Below are 21,452 nucleotides of genomic sequence, written 5' to 3'. Positions count from 1 at the left end.
CGGCCGCCCCGGCCCCCGATTCAATTCTTGACACAATTAATTAATGATCCTACGTTACGACCATGTTTCAACCGCCGACGTTCACCCGGGGTTCCATCGGTAGCCCCGCGGAGGCCACCGTGATCACCACGGTGCTCACCCGTGGCCCCATCTCGCGGGTCGACATCGCCCGCATGACGGGGCTGTCGCAGGCCGCGGTGACCAAGGCGGCCCGGCCGTTCATCGACGCCGGCTACATCGAGGAGCTGCCCAACCGGGAGCGGACGGCCGGCGCCGGCCGGCCCGCCAGCCCGCTCGCCTTCCGCGCCGACCGCGAGTTCTTCGTCGGCATCAAGATCACCTCGGACGAGCTGATCGGCGTGGTCACCGACCTGCGGGCGCAGATCCTGCACTCCCGGCACCGGACACTCGGCTCCCACGTGTTCGACCACGTCGCCGCCCAGATCGTCGACCTGGTCGGCGAGCTGCTCGGCCACGACCCGGCCTACCGCGAGCGGACGCACTGCATGGGCGTCGCCCTGTCCGGGGACGTCGACCGCGCCTCGGGCACCGTCCGCTACTCCCCCTTCATCGGGTGGAAGGACGTCGAACTGGCCGCCCACCTGACCAGGGCGACCGGCCTCATCACCACGCTGGAGAACGACGTCAAGGCGCTGACCGTGGCCGAGCAGTGGTTCGGCGAGGGCGTCGACACGGCGACGTTCGCGCTCGTCACGGTGGGCGCCGGCATCGGCTGCGGGCTGGTCGTCGGCGGCCAGGTGGTCGGCGGCGCGTACGGCGTGGCCGGCGAGATCGGGCACGTCCCGGTGGCCGACGGAGGGCCGCCGTGCCACTGCGGCGGGCGGGGCTGCGTCGAGGCCATCGCCTCGACCGAGGCCATCGTCGCCGCCTCCCGCCGCGCCGCCGGGCGCGAGAACCTCACCATGGACGACGCCGTAGCCCTGGCCCGCGGCGGTCACGAGGGCGTGCGCGAGGTCTTCTCCCGGGCCGGGCACGCCATCGGGCTCGGGCTCGCCGCCATGGTCAACCTCGTCGGCCCCGAGCGGGTCGTGGTGTCGGGCGAGGGCGTAGCCAACTACGACCTGTTCGAGGAGCAGATCAGGCAGACCTTCGTGGCCCAGGCGTTCGCCGCGGCCGCGAAGTGCCCGCTCAGCATCCGGCCCCTGCCCTTCGAGGCGTGGGCCCGCGGCGCCGCGGCGGTCGCCGTACAGACCCTGTTCACCCTCTGACCTCTCGAGACTCCTTCAGCGGACCGCCCGCGGCCGGCGGCCCGCCGGATCACCCTTGCCTCTCTCGGCCGCAGAACCGGAAGGAATGCACGATGAAAGACGGACTCACCCGGCGTGGCTTCCTCGGCGCCTCGCTGCTGTTCGCGGGCGGCAGCCTCGTGGCGTGCAACGCCGGTGACCCCACCGGCAAGGCGACCGCCAACGGCGCCAAGATCACACTGAACCAGTACTACCACGCCTACGGCGAGAAGGGCGTCCAGCAGGCGGTCCAGCGCTACGCCGCGGAGTACACCAAGGCCAACCCGGACGTGGCGGTCAACATCACCTGGGTCGGCGGCGAGTACGAGACGCGGCTCAACGCCGCCCTGCTCACCCCGCAGGCGCCGGACATCTTCGAGATCGGCGACTTCCGGTACCAGATGATCAAGAACGGCCAGCTCGCGCCGCTCGACGACATCATCAACCCCGCCGAGTACGTCAAGGCCAACGTCGACAACGTCACCGCCGACGGCAAGGTCTACGGCGTCAAGATGATGGACGACATCATGATGCTCTACTACCGCAAGAGCGTCCTGGAGGCGGCCGGCGTGACCCCGCCCACCACCTTCGACGAGCTGGCCGCCGCCGCCAAGAAGCTCACCACCGACAAGATGAAGGGCCTGTTCGTCGGCAACGACGGCGTGGGCGACGCGGGATACCTGCTGCTGTGGTCCGGCGGCAGCGACGTGATCAAGGACGGCAAGGCCACCTTCCAGGAGGGCGCCGAGGCGATCTCCGGCCTGCGCCGCCTGCACCAGGACGGCTCGCTGCTGCTCGGCTTCCCCACCGACTGGTACGACCCGGGCGCGATCGTGCAGAACGCCGTCGCCATGCAGTGGTGCGGCCTGTGGGCTATGCCCGACATCCAGAAGGCGCTCGGCGACGACTTCGGCGTGATCCCGTGGCCGGCGTTCACCTCGGGCGGCACCTCCGTCGGCCGGCTCGGCGGCTGGTACGAGCTGGTCAACGCCAAGAGCCAGCACGTCGACGAGGCCAAGAAGTACGTCCAGTGGCTCTGGGCCAAGCAGGACGAGCTGCAGCAGGACTTCTGCCTCAACTACGGCTTCCACGTGCCGGCCCGTACGCCCGTCGCCGAGAAGGCGCTGCAGGGCGGCAAGCTCGCCTCCGGCCCCGCCAAGGAGGCCGTCGCCATCTCCCAGCAGTCCGGACGCTCGTTCCCCGCGCTGTGGAACACCGCGATGGGGACCGCGTTCGGCCAGGCCGTCGCCGGGGTGGCCAAGGGCGAGGGCGACGCCGCCGGGCTGCTCGGCGACGCGGCCGCGAAGGTACAGGCCGAGCTCGACAAGCAGCTCGCCTGATGACCAGCACCGCCGCGCCGGCGACGGCCGCCAAGGCCGTCGCCCGCCACCCTCGGCGCCGGGTCGACCGGCACGCCGTGGGTGCGTTCATCCTGCTCACCGCGCCGACAGTGATCGGCCTCGGCCTGTTCAAGTACGTCGCCATCGGGTGGAGCCTGCTGCTCAGCCTGAACGACGCCCGCGGCACGCTGGAGCTGGGCTCCTGGGCCGGCCTGGACAACTACGCGTTCCTGCTGTCCGACGACGGATTCCGGTCGTCGCTCGGCACCGTCGTCGCGTTCACCGCGTTCATCGTGCCGGTGACCTTCGTGGCGTCGCTGGCGCTGGCCGTCCTGGTGAACCGGGTACGGCGCGGCCGTGCGTTCTTCCGCACCGCCTTCCTCATCCCGGCGGCGGTCTCGTACGTGGCCGCCTCCCTGGTGTGGAAGATGAGCCTGTTCAACGGCCTGCCCTCCGGGATCGCCAACACCCTGGGCGACCTGTTCGGCATGTCGCCCGTGCCGTGGATCGGCACCGAGCAGCCGCCGCTGTACTGGATCGTGCTGGTCACCCTGCGGCTGTGGCTGCAGGTCGGCCTCTACATGATCCTGTTCCTGGCCGGACTGCAGGCCATCCCGCAGGAGCTGTACGAGGCCGCCGCGATCGACGGGGCCGGCGCCTGGCAGACGTTCCGCCGGATCACGCTGCCCCAGCTGCGCAACACGTCGGTCGCCGTCATGCTGCTGATGCTCATCGCGGCGTTCCAGGCGTTCGACGAGTTCTACAACATCTTCAGCTCCGGTCTCGGCGGCAGCTCGACCGCTCCGGTGCAACCGCCCCTGGTCTACCTGTACGGCATCGCCATCAAGGACCAGAACTACGGCCTGGCATCCGCCGGTGCGTTCCTGCTCACTGTGGTGATCGTCCTGGTCACCCTGCTGCAGGGCCGTCTCGTCGGATTCGGCAGGAAGGACTGAGGCCTGATGACCGCGACTTCGGCGAGAGCGGGCGGCGCCCGCGGCGTGGCCGGCACGATCGCGACGTACCTGGTGCTCGGTGTGGCATCGGTGCTGTTCCTGCTGCCGTTCTACATCATGCTGCGCAACTCGATGATGACGCAGATGGAGGTGAGCTCGCCCGACTGGCAGTGGCTGCCGGCCATCTTCTCGCTGGACAACTACCTCGAGCTGTTCTCCGATCCGTCGGTGCCGATGGCGAGCGCGCTCGGCAACTCGCTGCTCATCGCCGTCGTCACCGCGCCCGTCTCGACCATCTTCGCGTCGATGGCCGGGTACGCGCTGGCCCGCCTGCCGGTGCCGGGGCGCGGCGCGGTGCTGACGTACGTGGTGGTCACCATGATGATCCCCGGGTCGGTGACGTTCGTGCCGACGTTCGTCGTGGTGGGCGCCATGGGCGGCGTCAACACCACGTGGGGCATCATCGCCCCTGGTCTGTTCAACGCCTTCGCCGTCCTGCTGTTCCGGAACTTCTACCTGCGCTTCCCCGCCGAGATCGAGGAGGCCGGGCGGATCGACGGGCTCGGCTACCTCGGCGTGTACCTGCGGATCGCGTTGCCCAACTCGGTCAGCATGCTGGCCTCGCTCGGAGCGCTGTCGTTCATCGACGCGTGGAACGCGTTCCTGTGGCCCCTGGTCATCGGCCAGGACCCGGCCTCCTGGACGGCGCAGATCGCGTTGTCCACCCTCCTGACCGCCCAGTCCGTCAACCTGCCCGGCCTGTTCGCGGGCGCGGTGGTCACCGTCGTCCCGCTGGCCGTGATGTTCCTCGTCGCCCAGCGGTACATCGTGCAGGGCCTCACCACCTCCGGTCTCAAGGGCTGAGCCCGGAGAACCGCACCTTCGATCCACTCAAGGGAACCGAATGCGACACTCCCCACCTGTCCGTGCCCTTCTCACCTTGCTCGCCGCCATCGGGCTGACCGCCGCCCTCGCGGTGGTGAACGTCAGTCCCGCGCTCGCCAAGAGCGACTTCTCCGTCCGGCCGTTCATGGGCTGGAGCAGCTGGAGCGTCCAATCATCCACCCGTGAGGGCTACGGGACCGACTGGCTGAACGAGCGCAACATCCTTCGCTCGGCCGACGCCATGGCCAAGCACCTGAAGAAGGCCGGCTACCGCTACATCAACATCGACGCCGGCTGGAACGCCAACCTGGACTGGGTCTTCGAGTTCGACGGCAACGGCATCCCCACGCCGGACAAGGGCCGCTTCCCCCGCGGCATCAAGCCCGTCGCCGACCACGTCCACGGCAAGGGCCTCAAGATCGGCCTGTACGGCGCCGCCGGGCTGGAGAAGACGGTCTACGACCGCAACTCGCCGATCCTCGGCACGAACTGCCGCGCCCAGGACATCGCCGTGCAGCCGCTCACGCCCACCAACATGTGGGGCGGCAACTGGAAGATCGACTACTCGAACCCGTGCGCGCAGAAGTACGTCGACTCCATCGTCGCCCGGATCGCGTCGTGGGGCGTCGACTTCATCAAGATCGACGGCACGACGGCCGACAACGTCGCCGACATCGCCGCGTGGTCGAAGGCCATCGACAACTCGCGCCGCACCATGTGGCTGACCGCGAGCGCGTGGCCGGTGCCGCGTGAGGCCGGCGAGGGGCTGCAGCCGCACGCCAACAGCGTCCGCGTCGACACCGACATCGAGTGCTACTGCGACACCGTCTCCAGCTGGACCAGCTCGGTCGACGACCGCTGGAACGACCTGCCCGCGTGGCTCGACGTGGTCGGCCCCAACTACTGGCCGGACCTCGACTCCATGCCGATCAACAACAACACCGGCAAGGGTCTGCAGGACGGCATCACCGACATCGAACGGCAGAGCGTGATGACGTTCTGGTCGATGGCGTCGTCCCCGCTGTACGTCGGCGGCGACCTGGCCAACCTCGACAGGAAGGCCATCTCGATCCTCACCAACCCCGAGGTCGTCGCGGTCGACCAGGCCGGGCGCATCCCCAGCCGGGTCACCGGCGGCACCCAGCAGATCTGGAAGAAGCAGCTGAGCGACGACACCCTCGCGGTGGCCGTCTACAACATGGGCGACACCCCCGCCGACATCACCGTGCGGTGGACCGACCTCGGCATCGCGGGCAAGGGCCAGGTCCGTGACCTGGTCGCCCGCAAGAACCTGGGCAAGGTCACCGGCAGCTGGCAGGCCACCGGCGTCCCGCCGCACGGCTCCCGGCTCGTCTCCATCAAGCCCGACGTCATCCTGCCGCCGGACACCTCCGCCCCCACCACTCCGGCCGGCCCGCAGGCCACGGACGTGACCGCCACCGGCGCCACCCTGTCGTGGACCCCGTCGACCGACGACGTCGGCGTCATCGCCTACGACGTCTACCAGGACGGCACCCTCAAGGTCTCCGTCACCGACCCCACCGCGCAGGTGACCAACCTGAACCCCGGCACCTCGTACGCGTTCACGATCCGGGCCAGGGACGCGGCGGGCAACGTCTCGTCGCCGTCGGGCGCCGTCACCGTCACCACCGCCCCGGCCAATCCCGGCACCGGCTACGAGGCCGAGTCGGGGACTCTGAGCGGACAGGCCAAGGTGGTCTCCTGCGAGGCGTGCTCCGGCGGGCAGAAGGTCGGCGACCTCTACCAGGGCGGCGCGATGTCGCTCGACGTCACCGTTCCCGAGGACGGCACCTACGTGCTGGTCATGACCTACATCGCGGGCGACCCCACCCGCGGTGTGTTCCTGGCCGTCAACGGCGGCCCGGCCGCCACGCTGTCGTTCCCCTCCACCGGCAGCTGGGACACCCCCGGCGACTTCAGCACCACGGTCGAGCTGCACGCGGGGGTCAACACCCTGACCTTCGACAGCGGCACGGGCTACAGCCCCGACTTCGACAAGTTCACCGTCAGCCCCGCCTGATGACATGACGAAGGCCCGGCGCGATGCGATCGCGCCGGGCCTTCGTCACGTTTCAGGTCGTGTTTCAGACGCTGCGCAGGACCGAGACGACGATGCCCAGCACCACGGCGCCGGTGCCGTCGATGACACCATAGGCGGGGTTGCGGGGTTCGAGGAGCACCTTCCCGTCGCGCCGGCGATAGACCTTCACGGTGGCCTCGCCGTCGATCATCGCCGCGACGATCTGGCCCGAGTATGCCTCGGGCTGCTGCCGCACCACGACGACGTCGCCGTCGCAGATGGCCGCGTCGATCATCGAGTCGCCGCGCACCCGGAGGGCGAACACCTCGCCCCGCCCGGTGAGGTCGCGCGGCAGGGTGAGCGTGTCGTCGACGTGCTCGACGGCCGTGATGGGCGTGCCCGCGGCGATGTCGCCGACCACCGGCACGGTCACCAGGTCACTGGGCTGCTCCTGGGCCGGGGGCCGCAGGAACAGCCGCACGTCCATCGGCCGGGTCACCGTCGCGCCCCGGCGCAGCAGCCCCTGCTCCTCCAGGCTCCTCAGGTGCTTCGACACCGACGAGGACGAGCGGAGCCCGACCGCCCTGGCGATCTCGCGGGTGCTCGGCGCGTACCCGTAGCGGACCACCCAGTCGCGGATCACGGCCAGAATCCGCTGCTGTCGCTGCGGCAGGGCCGAGAGGTCGAGGTGCTCGAACGCGTCATGATCGTAGGTGGTCACCCGCGACATGCTAACGCCGCCGGTGACCCACCCGACGCGCCTTTCCGCCTGTCACAGCCACATCCCGAGCATCCGAGCGGCGGCTGCTGCCCGGCGCCCCGGCTGGCGAGCCTTTCCAGCCGGGGCGGCCGCATGGCGGTGCGGCCAAGCCGACGCCTTTACGTTGTAGATTCCTGAAGGACGCGTCCGGCGCGTACCCAGTCGCGGTTCTCGCGAACGACGGTGAACCCGACCGCTCGGTAGAACGCCACCCCGGCCTCGTTCGATGCCGGTGTCACGACGGCGACCGCGCTCGCGCCCCGCTCGACGAGGGCCGCGCACACGCTCAGCACGGCGTCGCGCCCGTAGCCGTGCCCGCGATGGTCCGGATCGGTGCCTACCGGCTCCAGCAGCCCGCACCTGCCCACACCCGCGAACCAGCCGGTCGCGGCGGCGGCGGGCTCACCCGCGGGCGTGCGCACGAGCGCCTCCACCGCCAGCTCGCCCGCCGGTGACCGCTTCATCCGATGCCAGCGTTCGACGGTGAACGTGGAGCCCGCGAAGGCCGCCCGCTGCACCAGCACCCGGTCGGGCGCATTGGCCGCGTCGACCGGCTCGGCGCGGCTCGACACCGGACGCGGTGCCCACGACAGGACGACCCAGGACTCCTTCTCACGCTCCCACCCGGGCACGGGCAGGCCGTCGCACCAGTCGTTGCCGGCGACGAGGAGCTCGTCGGCGTCGGCCGCGAGCGCCCCGAGGTCGGCGCCGGGCGCGGTGGTCACCCGGAGCACGGGGCCGTCGAGGAAGCCGACCGCCGCCGGCGCCGTGCCTTCGGTCCACAGGAAGAACTCCGCGTCCTCCAAGCGCAGCTGCCAGCCGACGTCTCCGGGGTGCAGGCCGCCGCTCGGGGCGTCGGGCGGTGTCCACTCGCTCAGCGCGCGCAGCGCCGGGCCGGTTTTCTCGGGGGTCAGGCGGTGCCGCGTGAGTGCACTCATGGGCTGCACGCTAACCACCGCGCCACAACGGCTCAACACCTTTTCCGCCCACCGCCGAAGGCACTCCTTCGCCCCGAGGCCGCTCCGTCGGGCCGGCGAGGCGGTGGGGGGTGATGGGAGTGGCGGGAGGAGGTGACTGGGGGTGGTGTGGGTCGTGTGGGCGAGGGCGGCGGGGGTGTCAGGGTATGTCGTACGGGATCTCCACCCGCAGCACCGTCGGCCCGCCGGCCGGGCTGGACAGCGTCAGCACGCCGTCCGTCACGGCGACCCGGTCGGCGAGCCCGGCCAGGCCGGACCCCGCCGACGCGTCGGCGCCGCCCACCCCGTCGTCGCCGACCTCCAGCACCAGCGTGCCGTCGTGCAGCCGGCCGCGCACGAAGCCGCGTCGCGCCCGGCTGTGCTTGGCGACGTTCGCGAGCGCCTCCGACACCACGTAGTAGGCGGCCACCTCGATCGAGGGCGGCAACCGGCCGGGCAGCGAGACGTCCACGTCGACGGGGACCGGCGAGCGGCCCGCCACGTCGTGGACGGCCGCGCCGAGACCCCGGTCGGTGAGCACCTGCGGATGGACGCCCCTGATCAGCTCGCGCAGCTCGGCCAGGGCCCGCTTGGCCTCCTCGTGCGCCTCGGCGAGCTGCGCCTCGGCGGGCGACCCCGGCGGGAGGTCGAGCCGGGCCAGGCCGAGCTTCATGCTGAGGGACACCAGCCGCTGCTGGGCGCCGTCGTGCAGGTCGCGCTCGATGCGGCGGCGCTCGGCCTCGAACGCGTCGACCAGCCGGGCGCGAGACCTGATGATCTCGGCGTCGCCCGGCGCGAGGACGGCCCGCACGATCAGCGCCCGGGAGCCCGCCCACGCGGCCGCCAGGTAGGCGAACAGCGGGAGCAGCAGCAGCCCCGCGGCGACCAGCGGCAGGCCCTCCAGCGCGGTCATGCTCGGCTGGAACGGCCCCGACATCAGCAGCAGCGGCAGCCAGAGCGCCGAGGCGACCAGCCCCACGTCCATCCAGCACATCGCGAACACCGCGACGACCGTGAACCCCAGCTCGCGCCAGGTCGCCTGCTCGCGCAGCCGGGTGGTGAGCCAGGCCCGCGGGCCCGGCCGTGGCGGCGGCACGTGCGGGTCGCCCGCGGGCACCCGGTCGACCAGCCGCAGCCGCCATCGCTCGAACGCCGCCGACGGCAGGGCGAGCGCCGCCACCGCGAGCAGCCCCGCGAGGGTCGCCACCCCCACGCCGTACGCGTACGCCGCGTAGATCAGCACGCACGCCGCCACCGCGTGGACGGCGCTGCCCGCCAGATAGGCCAGCGAGCGCCACGGCCACGACGAGCGCAGGAACGCCGACGGCCGTCGGGTCATCGCCGCCAGAGCGGTACGGGCGAGCACTCCCCCGACGCTAGCCGACCCGGCGCACGGGCGCGGTAGTGCTGGGTCTACCCCCATGTCTCGCCCCCGCGCCCGTGCGCCCGCCGGGCGCGGGCGGCTTTCCTGAACGTATGCAACCGACAGACACACAGCGCGCCGATCTCAAGGAGACCGTACGGCTGGAGGAGGTGCGGCGGCTGTACGGCAAGGGCGACCGCGCGGTCAGAGCCCTCGGCGGGGTGACGGCAGGCTTCCGCGCGGGCACCCTGACGGCGATCATGGGCCCGTCGGGCTCCGGCAAGTCGACCCTGCTGCACTGCGCGGCCGGCCTGGACCGGCCGACCGGCGGCACGGTCGTCATCGACGGCACCGACCTCGGCTCGCTGAGCGAGCACGGCCTCACCCTGCTGCGCCGTGAGCGGGTGGGGTTCGTCTTCCAGGCGTTCAACCTGGTCTCCGCGCTCACCGCCGAGCAGAACGTGGCGCTCCCGCTGCGCCTGGCCGGGCGGGCGGCGCCGTCCGAGCTGGTCAGGGCGGCACTGGCGGAGGTCGGACTCGCCGACAGAGCGGGGCACCGGCCGAGCGGACTGTCCGGCGGCGAGCAGCAGCGGGTGGCCATCGCGCGGGCGCTGATCACCCGGCCCGCCGTGGTGTTCGCCGACGAGCCGACCGGCCAGCTCGACACCAGGGCGTCCCGGCAGATCCTCGGGATGCTGCGCGCGCTGGTCGACGACCACGGACAGACGATGATCATGGTGACGCACGACCCGGTGACGGCCTCCTACGCCGACCGGGTGGTGTTCCTGGCCGACGGCGTCGTGGTCGACGAGTACGCGGGAACCGTCACCGCCGAGCTGGTCGCCGCCCGGATGGCCGCCCTGGAGACCGCGTCATGACGGCCTTCGCGACGTTGCGGGAGCGGTGGCCCTCCTTCGCCGGGGGGTTCGCCGTGCTGTTCCTCGGCATGGCGATGGTGTCGACGAGCTTCCTCGCGCTGGCCTCGTCCGGGGCCGAGGTGCCCGACCGGCTGGCCGGAGCGCCGGTGTTCGTCTCGGTGCCGGTGCTCGAACGCGACGACGGCAATTTCGCCCCGGACCGCCCGTGGTCACCCGAGACGGTCGCGGCGCTGGAGGAACGGCTGGGCGCGATCCCGGGGGTGGCGCGGGCCGTACCGGACCGGACGTTCTACGCGCAGCCGGTCATCGACGGCAGGCCGGCGGTGAGCGACCGGGGGTACGCGTGGTCGGCGGCTCTGCTGGCGCCGTACCGGCTGGTGGAAGGGCGCGCGCCGCGGGACGGAGAGGTGGCGCTGGACCGGTCGCTGGGGGTCGCGCCGGGGGCGCGGGTGTCCGTGCTGACCGTGCACGGCCCGGCGACGTACGCCGTCTCCGGCACGGTGGACGGGCCTGGCGTGTACCTGAGCGACGCGCAGGCGGCGCCTCTGTCGGCGGGCGTGCGGGCGATCGGCCTGGTCACGAAGCCGGGGGCGGACGTGAGCGCGGTCGCCGAGGCCGCGCGGACGGCGGCGGGCGCGGACGGCACGGTGCACACCGGCGACGGGCGGAGCGTGCTGGAGCCGCGCGCGGACGAGCGGACCCGCTGGATCGGCCTCCAGGTGCTCACCGGCATGTCCGCGCTGTCCGCGTTCGTGTCCATGCTCGTGGTGGGGTCGACGTTCGCGGTGGGCGTGGCGCAGCGGCGCCGCGAGTTCGGCCTGCTGCGGGCCGTCGGTGCGACGCCGCGCCAGGTGCGGCGGATGGTGTACGGCGAGGCGCTGCTCGTCGGTGTCACGGCGACGGCGGCCGGGGTGACGGCCGGCGCGGCGCTCGGCCCCGTCCTCGGGGACGTGCTGGTCGCGGCCGGGTTCGAGCCGCCGGGCTTCACGGTGCGGCTCACGCCGCTCCCGCTCGCGGGCGCGTTCGCGGTGGGCGTGCTCGTCACGCTGGCGGGCGTGTGGTCGGCGTCGCGGCGGGCCGCGCGGGTGCGTCCGCTGGAGGCGCTGCGCGAGGCCGAGGTGGACGACCGTCCGATGCCGCGCGCGCGGTGGATCGCCGGGGCGGTGTGCTGCGCGCTGGGCCTCGCGGCAGCGGCCCGCGCGGGCTCCTCGGACGGCTCGGACTCGTTCGTGATGTCGGGCCTGGTCGCGGCCATGGGGGTGATCGCGGGGCTGGCGCTGCTGTCGCCCGCGGTGGTGCCGCCGGTGGCGCGGCTGGTGTCGTGGCCGCTGTCCCGTGGTCGCGGCGCGACGGGGATGCTCGTCCGCGAGAGCGCGCTGACCGCGGTGCGCCGTACGGCGGCCACGGCCACGCCGGTGCTGGTCACGGTGGGGTGCGCGGTGCTGATCACGGGGATGGTGCAGACCACCGCCGCCGGGTTCGCGGCGGTGCGGGCCACCACGATCCGGGCGGACGCGGTCGTCGTCCCGGACGGCACACCGGGCCTGACGGACGCGGCGGCGTCGGCGGGCGGCGCTGAGTCGTACCTGTTCACCGGCGTGTACGAGCCGGACGGCGACCCGCTGAGCGCCATCGGCGCCACCCCGGAAGTGCTGGCGCGGGTGGGTGAGGCCGAGGTGGTGTCCGGCTCGCTCGACGCGCTCCGCGACGAGGACTGGGTGCTCGTGGCCGACTGGCTGGCCGAGGACCGGGGGCTGCGGCCCGGCTCGACGCTGCGGGTGTCGTTCGAGGACGGCACCTCGGCGTCGCCGACGGTGGCCGGTGTGGTGCGGGACGCGGGCGCCGACGTGCTGCTGTCCCGTGAGTGGCTGAGGAGGCACGACCCTGCGGCGCTGGCCTCCGAGGCGTACCTCGCGGGCACGTCCGCGCCGGTCGGGGCGGGCGCGCGGGTGGTGGACGTGCCCACGTACGCGGCGGAGGCGGACGCCGCCGAGGACCGGCTGGTGTGGATCGCCACCGTGCTGCTCGTCGTGGTGACCACGGCGTACGCGGGCGTGGCCCTCGTGAACACGATGGTGACGTCGGCGGCCGGCCGGGCCCGCGACCTCGCGGTGCTGCGCCTGGCGGGCGCGACGCGGCGGCAGGTGCTCGGCACGGTGGCCGCGGAGTCGGCGCTGGCGGTGCTGCTCGGCACCGGGCTCGGACTCGTGGTGGCGTTGCCGGCGCTGCTCGGCATGCGCGGCGCGTTCGCCACGGCCATGAACGCGGACGTCCCGCTCGTGGTGCCGTGGCCGCTCATCGCCGGGGTGGTCGCCGCCTGCCTCGTCCTCGCCGCCTGCGCCACCGTGCTGGCCGCACGTCCCTCCGCACGCTGAGGGCCCTCGCCGCAACGTCCCTTCCGCACGCTGAGGGCCCTCGCCGCCCTGCTCGCCGTGCGCTGAGGGCCTCAGCGCAGCAGGGGCAGCCGGGCGGTGAGGCGCTCCACGACCGCGCGGGGGCCGAACAGGCTGACCGCGTGGTACGCGGGCTCCTCCGTACGCGCCAGCTCCGCGAGGTAGTCGTCGTAGACGCCGGTCCGCTGCGCGATGTCGACCATGTCCGACACCACCAGCTCCGGCTCGGCCGCCGCGTCGTTCCTGATCCGGCGGACGATGGCGGCGGGGGCGGCGAGCACCGCGCACCCCGTCCACGGCAGCCCGGCGTGCGCGCCGCCCGAGGCGTCGGGCCCGCCGGACCCGACGATCGCGGGCACGGCCGCCGCGACGGAGGCGGCCAGGCAGGCGACGGCGTTGGCCTGTAGCCCCCGGTGCAGGTCACGGTCGACCACGACCACCCACTTGACCGCGAGCTGCCTGGTGGGCAGGTCGCTGCGCCGTTCGAGTGTCTCCATGCGTCGGCTCCTCTCTCCGAAGTTCCCCCAGAAGAGTCGACGAGAAGCCGTCCTTCATTCAACCTCAATGCCGAGTTTCCGAAGATAATTCGGAAAATCGTGCGAGGATGTGTGCGTGGACGAACTTGATACGGCGATTCTCGGCGAGCTCCAGCGCGACGGGCGCCAGACCAACCGTGAGCTCGCCGAACAGCTCGGCATCGCCCCCTCGACCTGCCTGGAGCGCGTACGCTCGCTGCGCGCCGACGGCGTCATCGAGGGCTTCCACGCCGAGGTGAGCCTCGACGCGGTCGGCCGTCCGGTCCAGGCGCTCATCAACGTACGCCTGCACCCCAAGATCCGTGAGGCGGTCGAGGAGTTCCGCGACTACGTGGTGGCGCTGCCCGAGACGCTCGCCGTGTTCGTGGTCTCGGGCGGCGACGACTTCATCATCCAGGTGGGCGTGCGCGACGCGAGCCACCTGCGCGACTTCGTGCTCGACCACGTCGCGCGGCACCGCACCATCGCCGACGTGCGCACGGCGCTGGTCTACGACCACATCCGCAAGACCTCGGTCGAGGTCCTGCCGCCCGCACCCCCGACCCGCCGCCGCTCCGGCCGCAAGCGATGACCGCACAGGTCAGCCAGGACGGCTGCGGGAATGGGTCCTGCGGTAGTGGGAGGGCGCGACACCGTACTTGGCGGTGAACGCCTGCCGCAACGTCTCGGCCGAGCCGAATCCGCAGCGGGCCGCCACGGCGGGCATCGTCAGCGAGGTGCCGGCCAGCAGGTGGGCGGCGGCTTCGAGGCGGGCTTGCCGCACGTACTGACCAGGCGTCTGGTCGAGTTCGGCGAGGAACAGCCGGGTCAGATGGCGGGCGCTGAGGCCGGCCACGGCCGACAGGGCAGCGGTCGACAGGTCTCCGCTCAGGTTCGAGCCGACGTGGTCGGCGACCCGGCGGACCACGTCGTTGCCGGGCGGCGCGGTGGTGAACATGCTCATCTGCGTCTGGTTGCCCGGGCGCTGGAGATAGATCACCAGCTCGCGTGCCACCAGCCTGGCCAGCTCGGCGCCGTGGTCCTCCTCGATCAGCGCGACCGTCAGGTCGAGCGCGCTGGTGACGCCGGCCGAGGTGACGAGGGCGCCGTCGCGGATGTAAATAGGGGCGGGGTCGACCTGCACCTCGGGGTGGCGGGCGGCCAGGTCGCGGGCGTAGCGCCAGTGCGTGGTGACGCGGTGGCCGTCCAGCAACCCGGCGGCGGCCAGGACGGCGGCGCCCGTGCAGACCGACGCGACGCGCCGGCTGTCCCGGGCGACGCGTCGTACGTGGGCGACGATCAGTGGGTCGGCGGCTGCCGCGCGGTGACCCAGGCCGCCGGAGACGAGCACGGTGTCGAAGGGGCCGGTGACGCGTTCGAGCGCGTCACCGCCGCCCAGGACCAGCCCGGTGGGTAAGCGGATCGGACGCCCGCCGGGGGTGAGGAGTTTGATCCGGTACGGCTCCTCCAGCGAACCGGCCGAGTTGGCCATGCCCAGGCTGGTGGTGACGGAGGCGATGTCGATCAGTTCCGCGCCGTCGTAGCCGACCACGACGACCAGACGTTCGCGCACGCCCACAGCGTAGTCCAGCAGGACATGCATCCCAAGATTTGCGACATATGGCTGCATCAGGCCCGGTCTACCGCGGCACGATGGCTCAGGCTCGGGTGCATGACCGACACTCCACACACCTCGATCGCCACCGACGCGTCGTCGCCCAGGCGGGTGTCCACCGCGATCGGGCACCGCTGGCCCACCTGGTTCGGGTTGGCGTTCGCCGCGCTGAACCTCGCGGATTTCCAGGACGGTCGCGCCCTTGGACTGATCGTTTACCTGGCCGCGCTGATCTACCTGGCCACCGCCGTGATCGGCCGGCCAACGACGGTGTGGACACTGTTCTGGCTCTCCGTGGTGGCGGTGGCGCTGCTGAGGGTGTTCGACGTGGATCCGTGGCCGCCGCTGGTCGCGGGCGCAGCGTCCGTCACTGTCGTCGGCCTGGTCGGCGGGCTCCTGCGACAGCCCCGGCTCACCGCCGCGCAGTTGCCCGCGATGCTGGTCTTCGGCACCGCCGTCCTGCTCGCGCTGTCGCTTCCTCCTCAGCTCGGCGGCTACCTCGTGGCGGCGGCGCTGATCGGCCACGCCGTGCAGGACGTCGTCGTCTGGCGGGCCGGCAAGGTCGTGGCACGCTCGATGGCCGAGTTCTGCGCCGTCCTGGACTTCACGCTGGGGGCGGCGATCATCGTCCTGAGTCTCGCCTCGTGACGGCTTTGCGCGGGCAAGCGGGTCCTTGAACGTACGCGGAGGTGTGTCGCGCCGGATGACCGGGTTCCGGTGATTACGGTGAAAGCACCTTTCGGGCCATTTACCCCCGGGTCCGCTTCTCCTGTGACGACGTCCCATGGCGACAGAAGGAGCCGCGTGTGAGCCCGCAGACCGGGGAGCGCCGGTGAGCCCCGTGGTGGTCGTCGGTGCCGGGCTCGGCGGCCTGTCGGCGGCCGTCCACCTGGCCGCCGCCGGTCGCGACGTCACCGTGGTGGAGGCACTCGACCGGCCCGGCGGCTGCTGCGGCACCGCGCGCGTCGGGGCGTACCGCTTCGACACCGGACCGTCCGTGCTGACCATGCCGGGAGTGCTCGCGGAGGTCTTCGGCGCGGCCGGGCAGGAGCTGCGGCACTGGCTGCCGCTGCGCCGGCTCGACCCGTCGTACCGGATGGTCTTCCACGACGGGTCGCGGCTGGACGTGCTGCCGGACCGCGAGGCGATGACCGAGCAGGTGCGCACGGTGTGCGGGGCCGCGGAGGCGGCCCGCTACGAGCGCTACCGGCGGCTGCTGGACGAGCTGTTCCGCGTCGAGTGGCCGGCGTTCATCGACGCGGACATGACGCGGCTGCGCGGCATGGCCCGCCCTGCCGCGCTGCTGCGGCTGGCCGCGCTCGGCGGCTTCCGCCGGCTCGACCGCCTCGCGGCCCGCCACCTGACGGACCCGCGGCTCATCAGGGCCCACACGTTCCAGGCCCTGTACGTGGGCCTCGCACCGCACCGCGCGCTCGGCATCTACGCCGTCATCGCCCACATGGACACCGTCGGCGGCGTCTACTTCCCGGAACGCGGCGGCATGCACGCCGTCCCCGCGGCCATGGCCGCGCTGCTGGAGAAGCTGGGCGCGAGCATCAGGTACGGCACCCCCGCCGCCGAGGTCGAGACGGACGGCGACGGCGTCACCGGCGTGCGGCTGCGCGACGGGGAACGGCTCCCTGCCCGCCACGTGGTGGTCGCCTGCGACCGGCTCGCCGCCCGGCGGCTGCTGCCCCGCCAGGCCGACGACTGGCGGCTGAGCCGTCCCCGTCACTCCCCCTCGTGCCTGGTGCTGCACGCCGGCCTGGACCGCGAGCTGCCCGGGCAGGCCCATCACACGCTGCACTTCGGCCGGTCATGGCGGCGGACGTTCGCCGCGCTGGCCGAAGGCCTGCCGCAGCCCGACCCGAGTCTGCTCGTCACCTGTCCCGCCCCGGACGGCGAGGCCGCGCCCGCCGGGCACGTCACGCTCAGCGTGCTCGAGCCCGCGCCCAACCTGCGGGTCGCCGACTGGGAGCGACTGCGTCCCGAGCTGGAGACGCGGCTCGCCGGCCGCCTGGCCGAGCTCGGTTACGGCGACCTGTCCGGCGCGCCCCGGCTGGTGCTGGACCCGCCCGCCTGGGCCGCGCGCGGGCACAGCGCCGGCACGCCGTTCGCGCTGGACCACCGCCTCACCCAGACGGCGTGGCTGCGCCCCTCCGGCGTGGCCCGCCGGGTGCCGGGGCTGCACTTCGCCGGCATGTACACCGCGCCCGGCGTCGGCGTGCCGCCGGTGCTGATCTCCGGCCGGCTCGCCGCAGAACGCATTTTCAGGGAGTCCCGTTGACGCTCACCGCGAGCTACGAACGCTGCCGGCTGCTGCACGCCCGCTACGGCCGCTCCTACTACCTGGCCACCCGGCTGCTGCCCCGGTGGAAGCGACGGCACGTGCACGCGTTGTACGGTTTCGCCCGCTACGCCGACGAGATCGTCGACTCCTTCACCATGACCGCCGACCGGGCGCGCGCGCTCGGCGAGCTGTCGGCCGCCGTCGAGGCGGGGTTGGCCGGTGCGGACGTGGACGACGCGGTGCTGCCCGCGTTCCTGCACACCGTCCGCTCCTTCGGCATCGCCCACGACGACGTCGCCGCCTTCCTGGCGTCGATGCGCGCCGACCTGTCGGTGACCCGGTACGCCACCTACGACGACCTGCTCGGCTACATGGACGGGTCGGCCGCCGCCGTCGGCACGATGATGCTGCCGGTGCTGGAGCCGGCGCCGGGGTGCGCGCGCCGGGCCCGCGAGCCCGCCCGGCAGCTCGGCCTGGCCTTCCAGCTCACCAATTTCCTGCGGGACGTCGCCGAGGACTTCGCGAGGGGCCGCGTCTACCTGCCGGTGGAGGACCTGGAGAAGTTCGGCGTCGAGCCGTCCGAGCTGGGCGCCGCCCGCGCCGGGCGGGCCGTGCGGGAGCTGCTCGCCTTCGAGGCCGGACGCGCCCGCGACCACTACCGCGCCGCCGCGCGCGGCATCGACCTGCTCGTCGCCTCGTCGCGCCCGTGCGTGCGCGCCGCCTTCGACCTGTACGGCGGCATCCTGGACGAGATCGAGCGCCGGGGATTCGAGGTCCTGTCCGGCCGGGTACGGGTGCCGCGCCGCCGCAGGGCCGCCGTGTTCGCCCGTCATCTGCTGGCCGCCGCCGGGGCCGGACGGGCCGAGCGGCGCGTCCACGTGGAGATGCCGTGACACCGCCCGTGGCCCTGGACGCGATGGGCGGCGACCACGGGCCGGCCGAGACCGTCGCGGGCGCGGTGGCGGCGTGCCGCGCGCACCGCGTGCCGGTCGTCCTGGTCGGCGAGGAGGCGCGGCTGACGGCCGAACTGCGCAGGCACGGCGCCACCGGCGAGATCGCGGTGGTGCGCGCCGACGACGCCGTGCCGATGACCGAGCGCGGCCCGGCCGCCGCGGCCATGACGGCCTCCAGCCTCGCGGTCGGCTGCCGGCTCGTCAGCGCGGGCGAGGCCGGGGCCCTGGTGTCGGCCGGATCCACCGGCGCGGTGGTCGCGTGCGCGATGCGCGGCATCGGCCGGGCCGACGGCGTGCTGCGGCCCGCGCTCGCCGTGGCGCTGCCCACGCTCGGGGGCGGGGTGAGCGTGCTGGTGGACGCCGGCGCGACGGCCGACCCGAGCCCGGCCATGGTCGCCCAGTTCGCGCTGCTGGGCGCGGGCTACGCGCGGTCGGTGCTGGCCTGTGCCGATCCGGTGGTGGGGCTGCTGTCGATCGGCTCGGAGCCGGGCAAGGGCAACCGGCTGAGCCGGCAGGCCGAGGAGCTGCTCGCCGCCGCGCCGGTGCGCTTCCACGGCACCGTCGAGGGCCACGACGTGCTGACCGGCAGGGTGGACGTGATCGTCACCGACGGCTTCACCGGTAACGTCGTGCTGAAGAGCGTCGAGGGCTGCGTCCGCACGGCGCTGGCGATGGTCGCCGAGGAGGGCATCGCCTCTCCTGAGCGGCTGGCCGCGGTCGCCCGCCGCTACGACCCGCAGACCCACGGCGGTGCCGCCCTGCTCGGCCTGCGCGGCACCGTCGTCGTCGCGCACGGGTCGTCGGGGGCGGCCACCGTCGCGCGGGCCTGCGTGATGGCGTACGCGCTGGCGGGGCAGGGACCGGTCGCCGGGATCGGGTCCGCGGCGGCGGAGCCGGTGCCGTGACCGCGTCAGCGCAGCGGGTCGGTCCCGTCCCAGGTGCCCTCGCTGCCGTACGGGATGAACCGGGCGAACAGCTCTTCGGCGTACCAGTCGTGCGACCGTACGCGCTCGATGACCTGTTGGTGTTCCGCGCCGCGGTAGGCGAAGGCGCGCACGGACGCGCTGTCGCGCCACAGCGAGAAGGTGGCCTGCCGGGCGAGCGGCCACTCCCCCATGCCGATCGAGGCGAGGCAGCCGTCCTGCCGCCGCAGCAGCTCGTCGACCGCGGGCACGGACCGGTAGAAGGCGGCCAGGCGGCTGAAGCGGATGGACGCCCTGGTGAGCACCGCCACCGGTCCCTGGACGCCTCCGGCGCCGCCTTCGATGGCGATCGGATTGCGTCCCGCCCACGCGCCGCGCGCGGCGAGCGGCGTCAGGCGCACGTGCCAGCTCTCGCGGGCCTCGGACCGCCAGCGGGCCGCGATCGGCGAGGTGGCCAGGAACTCCTCCAGGTCGGCCGGACCGCGCCAGACCGCGTACAGCGCCCACCGGCGCAGGTCGGCGCCCAGCGACATGGACCGTCCCCGGCCGGTGCCGAGCAGCCGCCAGAAGGTCAGCCCTTCCGTGCGCCGCAACAGCGGCCGGTCGAAGGCCATGTGCCGCATCGCGCCGAGGGTGTCGTAGCGCAGGAGGTGGAAGGAGGCGATGGTTGACGTGCTGGTGTCGGTCATCGCCGGTTACCTGCTCGGCTCGGTGCCGGTGGCGGTGCTGGTGGCGCGCGCGCACGGCGTCGACCCCAGGGACGTCGGCGACCGCAACCCCGGGTACTGGAACGTCAAGGAGCAGCTCGGCCGCCGGGCCGCGGTGCCGGTGTTCGCGGGCGACACGCTCAAGGGGGCGCTGGCCGCTCTGTGCGGGCTGGTGGTCAGTGGCTTCCACACGGCCGGGTTCGCCACGGTGGCGGGGGCGAGCGTGGTGCCGGTGTACCTCGCCGTGGCGGCGGCGATGGCCGGGCACGCGTGGCCGGTCTTCGCCTCGTTCCGTGGCGGCCGGTCCGTGCTCACCTTCGCGGGCGGCGTGGCCGTCATCTGCCCGCCGGCGTTCGTCCTGGCGGTGGCCCTGCTCGTGGTGACGGCGTGGGCGCTGCGCTCGTTCGCGGTGGGCGCCCGCCTCGCGGTGTTCGGCGTGCCGGTGCTGCAGCTGCTGTTCGCGCCCGTGGAGCTGGTGGCGGCCACCGGAGGGCTGATGTGCCTCATCGGGCTGCGTTTCGGCCAGGCCGCGCTTTTCGCGCGGCATCGGTGATCGCGGGGTACGTACGGCCGCGCCACGTGCGTACGGGACGCAGCGTCGCCTGGGTCAGGCGGACCGCGGACGCCGGGTCGAGCAGCGGCGACAGCAGTAGGCCGGCGCCGGGGTCGCGGTAGCTGCCGCGCAGCGCTGCCGTCAGCAGCAGCCGCGTGCCGAGCAGCGCCGCGTCCAAGGCGGTGGGACGGCCGGCGACCAGGCGCAAGACGGGCAGCGCCCCGGCCAGCCAGACGACGGCCAGGTCGGCCGCCTGCCAGCCGGGGCCGGTCACGTCGCTCAGCGGCAGGGAGCGGCCCCACTCCCGCCACACCTCGGCCGCCGAGTCGTGCATGTCCACCTCCAGCAGGCCGCCCGCGTCCAGGAAGCCGACCGTCCAGCCGCGCCGGGCCAGGCAGCGGGCCAGCGCGACGTCGTCGGCCATCCGGTCGCGGACGAGGGCGAAGCCGTCCGCCTCGGTCATCCGGTCGCGGCGGAAGGCCAGGCACTGGCCGTTGGCGACGACGCGGTGCGGGGGCAGGGGGCGTGCCGGGCCGACCGGCCCGAACCGGTGGACGAGCGTCGCCAGCATGGAGGCGTGCAGGGCCTGTTCCAGCACCCCGTCGCAGACGAACCGGGGGGCGGCGCTCACCAGGTCGTACCGCTCCAGGGCGGCTGTCAGCGCGCCGACCAAACCGGGCGCGGGGCGGGTGTCGGCGTCGAGGGTCACCACGACGTCGCCTGCGGCGGCGGCGACCCCCTGGCGCAGCGCCCACTGCTTGCCCACCCATCCGCCGGGCAGCGGGGCGGCCGTGACGACCTTGGCCCCGAGCGCGGCCGCCAGCTCGGCGGTGCCGTCGCTGGAGCCGTCGTCCACCACGATCACTTCGGTGACGGCGGGGTCGGCGAGCACGGCCCGCAGGCACGGCCCGATCCTGGCCGCCTCGTCGCGGGCGGGGACCACCACGGAGACCGTCACGCCGGACGCGCCCACCGGCCGCAACGGCGGCAACCGCCGCCGCCCCCGCGCCAACCTGGCGATCACCACACCGGCCGCCACGACTTGCGCCGCGGCAAGCCCCCCCACCACAACCCGCC

Annotated in this window: 20 protein-coding genes; 13 read left to right on the top strand and 7 right to left on the bottom strand. The window is 73.3% G+C overall.

Annotated elements, in window-relative coordinates; all coding sequences use genetic code 11:
- Window positions 1–62 precede the first annotated feature (62 nt).
- The 5 genes from BLR04_RS14475 (at window position 63) to BLR04_RS14455 (ending at window position 6,469) form a co-directional block, all read left to right on the top strand.
- Complete coding sequence (locus BLR04_RS14475; protein ID WP_090764161.1) at window positions 63–1,229, top strand: ROK family transcriptional regulator; 1,167 nt, start codon at window positions 63–65, stop codon at window positions 1,227–1,229.
- A 92-nt stretch (window positions 1,230–1,321) separates the two neighbouring features.
- Window positions 1,322–2,587, top strand: a complete 1,266-nt coding sequence (locus BLR04_RS14470) for an ABC transporter substrate-binding protein (protein WP_090764158.1) — start codon at window positions 1,322–1,324, stop codon at window positions 2,585–2,587.
- Window positions 2,587–3,543, top strand: coding sequence for a carbohydrate ABC transporter permease (locus BLR04_RS14465; protein ID WP_090764155.1), 957 nt, complete (start codon window positions 2,587–2,589; stop codon window positions 3,541–3,543). The genes BLR04_RS14470 and BLR04_RS14465 overlap by 1 nt, the downstream gene beginning before the upstream one ends.
- A gap of 6 nt (window positions 3,544–3,549) precedes the next feature.
- The gene (locus BLR04_RS14460; RefSeq protein ID WP_090764153.1) at window positions 3,550–4,407 is read left to right on the top strand and encodes a carbohydrate ABC transporter permease; all 858 of its coding nucleotides are present in this window, start codon (window positions 3,550–3,552) and stop codon (window positions 4,405–4,407) included.
- A gap of 76 nt (window positions 4,408–4,483) precedes the next feature.
- Window positions 4,484–6,469 (top strand): fibronectin type III domain-containing protein, encoded by a 1,986-nt coding sequence (locus tag BLR04_RS14455; protein WP_090764151.1) that lies wholly within the window; start codon window positions 4,484–4,486, stop codon window positions 6,467–6,469.
- Between the two features lie 64 nt (window positions 6,470–6,533).
- Here the strand turns inward: BLR04_RS14455 and lexA are convergent, their stop codons facing one another.
- From lexA to BLR04_RS14440, 3 genes are all read right to left on the bottom strand, one after another.
- Entirely contained in the window at window positions 6,534–7,199 is a 666-nt protein-coding gene (gene lexA / locus BLR04_RS14450; RefSeq protein ID WP_218128918.1) for a transcriptional repressor LexA, read from the bottom strand.
- A 149-nt stretch (window positions 7,200–7,348) separates the two neighbouring features.
- A complete protein-coding gene (locus BLR04_RS14445) occupies window positions 7,349–8,167 on the bottom strand; it encodes a GNAT family N-acetyltransferase (protein WP_090764149.1) in 819 nt (272 codons plus the stop codon).
- A 178-nt stretch (window positions 8,168–8,345) separates the two neighbouring features.
- The gene (locus tag BLR04_RS14440) at window positions 8,346–9,551 is read right to left on the bottom strand and encodes a sensor histidine kinase (RefSeq protein ID WP_090764146.1); all 1,206 of its coding nucleotides are present in this window, start codon (window positions 9,549–9,551) and stop codon (window positions 8,346–8,348) included.
- A 110-nt stretch (window positions 9,552–9,661) separates the two neighbouring features.
- On the opposite strand from BLR04_RS14440, the gene BLR04_RS14435 reads away from it, so the two are divergent.
- On the top strand, window positions 9,662–10,426 hold the full coding sequence (locus BLR04_RS14435) for an ABC transporter ATP-binding protein (protein WP_090764143.1): 765 nt from the start codon (window positions 9,662–9,664) through the stop codon (window positions 10,424–10,426).
- Window positions 10,423–12,801, top strand: a complete 2,379-nt coding sequence (locus tag BLR04_RS14430) for an FtsX-like permease family protein (RefSeq protein ID WP_090764140.1) — start codon at window positions 10,423–10,425, stop codon at window positions 12,799–12,801. Before BLR04_RS14435 ends, BLR04_RS14430 begins: the two co-directional genes overlap by 4 nt.
- A 71-nt stretch (window positions 12,802–12,872) precedes the next feature.
- On the opposite strand, the gene BLR04_RS14425 is transcribed toward BLR04_RS14430, so the two are convergent.
- Window positions 12,873–13,316 carry a DUF2000 domain-containing protein gene (locus BLR04_RS14425; protein ID WP_090764137.1) on the bottom strand — a complete coding sequence of 148 codons (444 nt, stop codon included), beginning with the start codon at window positions 13,314–13,316 and terminating at the stop codon, window positions 12,873–12,875.
- Window positions 13,317–13,431: 115 nt separating this feature from the next.
- Here BLR04_RS14425 and BLR04_RS14420 point away from each other — a divergent pair, with 115 nt between their 5' ends.
- Window positions 13,432–13,926, top strand: a complete 495-nt coding sequence (locus tag BLR04_RS14420; RefSeq protein WP_176903086.1) for an Lrp/AsnC family transcriptional regulator — start codon at window positions 13,432–13,434, stop codon at window positions 13,924–13,926.
- A 9-nt stretch (window positions 13,927–13,935) separates the two neighbouring features.
- Here the strand turns inward: BLR04_RS14420 and BLR04_RS14415 are convergent, their stop codons facing one another.
- The gene (locus BLR04_RS14415) at window positions 13,936–14,907 is read right to left on the bottom strand and encodes a GlxA family transcriptional regulator (RefSeq protein WP_218128914.1); all 972 of its coding nucleotides are present in this window, start codon (window positions 14,905–14,907) and stop codon (window positions 13,936–13,938) included.
- A gap of 99 nt (window positions 14,908–15,006) precedes the next feature.
- Between BLR04_RS14415 and BLR04_RS14410 the strand changes: the two genes are divergently transcribed.
- The 4 genes from BLR04_RS14410 to plsX all read left to right on the top strand — a co-directional run bounded on the left by BLR04_RS14410 (window position 15,007) and on the right by plsX (window position 19,097).
- Window positions 15,007–15,597, top strand: coding sequence for a hypothetical protein (locus BLR04_RS14410; protein ID WP_090764125.1), 591 nt, complete (start codon window positions 15,007–15,009; stop codon window positions 15,595–15,597).
- A gap of 184 nt (window positions 15,598–15,781) precedes the next feature.
- Window positions 15,782–17,236: a phytoene desaturase family protein gene (locus tag BLR04_RS14405; RefSeq protein WP_245740253.1), complete on the top strand. Its 1,455-nt coding sequence runs from the start codon at window positions 15,782–15,784 to the stop codon at window positions 17,234–17,236.
- A complete protein-coding gene (locus BLR04_RS14400) occupies window positions 17,233–18,132 on the top strand; it encodes a phytoene/squalene synthase family protein (RefSeq protein WP_090764120.1) in 900 nt (299 codons plus the stop codon). Before BLR04_RS14405 ends, BLR04_RS14400 begins: the two co-directional genes overlap by 4 nt.
- Complete coding sequence (gene plsX, locus BLR04_RS14395) at window positions 18,129–19,097, top strand: phosphate acyltransferase PlsX (protein WP_245740252.1); 969 nt, start codon at window positions 18,129–18,131, stop codon at window positions 19,095–19,097. The genes BLR04_RS14400 and plsX overlap by 4 nt, the downstream gene beginning before the upstream one ends.
- 5 nt (window positions 19,098–19,102) lie before the next feature.
- On the opposite strand, the gene BLR04_RS14390 is transcribed toward plsX, so the two are convergent.
- Complete coding sequence (locus BLR04_RS14390; RefSeq protein WP_245740251.1) at window positions 19,103–19,804, bottom strand: spheroidene monooxygenase; 702 nt, start codon at window positions 19,802–19,804, stop codon at window positions 19,103–19,105.
- Here BLR04_RS14390 and BLR04_RS14385 point away from each other — a divergent pair.
- Window positions 19,779–20,375, top strand: coding sequence for a glycerol-3-phosphate acyltransferase (locus BLR04_RS14385; protein WP_090764756.1), 597 nt, complete (start codon window positions 19,779–19,781; stop codon window positions 20,373–20,375). The genes BLR04_RS14390 and BLR04_RS14385 overlap by 26 nt on opposite strands.
- Here BLR04_RS14385 and BLR04_RS14380 read toward each other — a convergent pair.
- On the bottom strand, window positions 20,326–21,399 hold the full coding sequence (locus BLR04_RS14380; RefSeq protein ID WP_245740250.1) for a glycosyltransferase family 2 protein: 1,074 nt from the start codon (window positions 21,397–21,399) through the stop codon (window positions 20,326–20,328). The genes BLR04_RS14385 and BLR04_RS14380 overlap by 50 nt on opposite strands.
- Window positions 21,400–21,452 lie beyond the last annotated feature (53 nt).

Origin of the sequence: Nonomuraea maritima (assembly GCF_900100395.1) — a bacterium.
In the GTDB taxonomy this organism is placed as follows: Bacteria; Actinomycetota; Actinomycetes; order Streptosporangiales; family Streptosporangiaceae; genus Nonomuraea; species Nonomuraea maritima.
The sequence above is the reverse complement of the archived record's forward strand: the minus strand, read 5'-3'. Positions and strand labels throughout refer to the sequence as shown.

What these genes read in the sequence shown, in the direction of transcription:
- BLR04_RS14470 (WP_090764158.1), top strand. Translation starts at nt 1,322, where the DNA reads ATGAAAGACGGACTCACCCGGCGTGGCTTCCTCGGCGCCTCGCTGCTG.
- BLR04_RS14425 (WP_090764137.1), bottom strand. Translation starts at nt 13,316, where the DNA reads ATGGAGACACTCGAACGGCGCAGCGACCTGCCCACCAGGCAGCTCGCG.
- BLR04_RS14465 (WP_090764155.1), top strand. Translation starts at nt 2,587, where the DNA reads ATGACCAGCACCGCCGCGCCGGCGACGGCCGCCAAGGCCGTCGCCCGC.
- BLR04_RS14390 (WP_245740251.1), bottom strand. Translation starts at nt 19,804, where the DNA reads ATGACCGACACCAGCACGTCAACCATCGCCTCCTTCCACCTCCTGCGC.
- lexA (WP_218128918.1), bottom strand. Translation starts at nt 7,199, where the DNA reads ATGTCGCGGGTGACCACCTACGATCATGACGCGTTCGAGCACCTCGAC.
- BLR04_RS14460 (WP_090764153.1), top strand. Translation starts at nt 3,550, where the DNA reads ATGACCGCGACTTCGGCGAGAGCGGGCGGCGCCCGCGGCGTGGCCGGC.
- BLR04_RS14410 (WP_090764125.1), top strand. Translation starts at nt 15,007, where the DNA reads ATGACCGACACTCCACACACCTCGATCGCCACCGACGCGTCGTCGCCC.
- BLR04_RS14475 (WP_090764161.1), top strand. Translation starts at nt 63, where the DNA reads ATGTTTCAACCGCCGACGTTCACCCGGGGTTCCATCGGTAGCCCCGCG.
- BLR04_RS14445 (WP_090764149.1), bottom strand. Translation starts at nt 8,167, where the DNA reads ATGAGTGCACTCACGCGGCACCGCCTGACCCCCGAGAAAACCGGCCCG.
- BLR04_RS14385 (WP_090764756.1), top strand. Translation starts at nt 19,779, where the DNA reads ATGGTTGACGTGCTGGTGTCGGTCATCGCCGGTTACCTGCTCGGCTCG.
- BLR04_RS14430 (WP_090764140.1), top strand. Translation starts at nt 10,423, where the DNA reads ATGACGGCCTTCGCGACGTTGCGGGAGCGGTGGCCCTCCTTCGCCGGG.
- BLR04_RS14435 (WP_090764143.1), top strand. Translation starts at nt 9,662, where the DNA reads ATGCAACCGACAGACACACAGCGCGCCGATCTCAAGGAGACCGTACGG.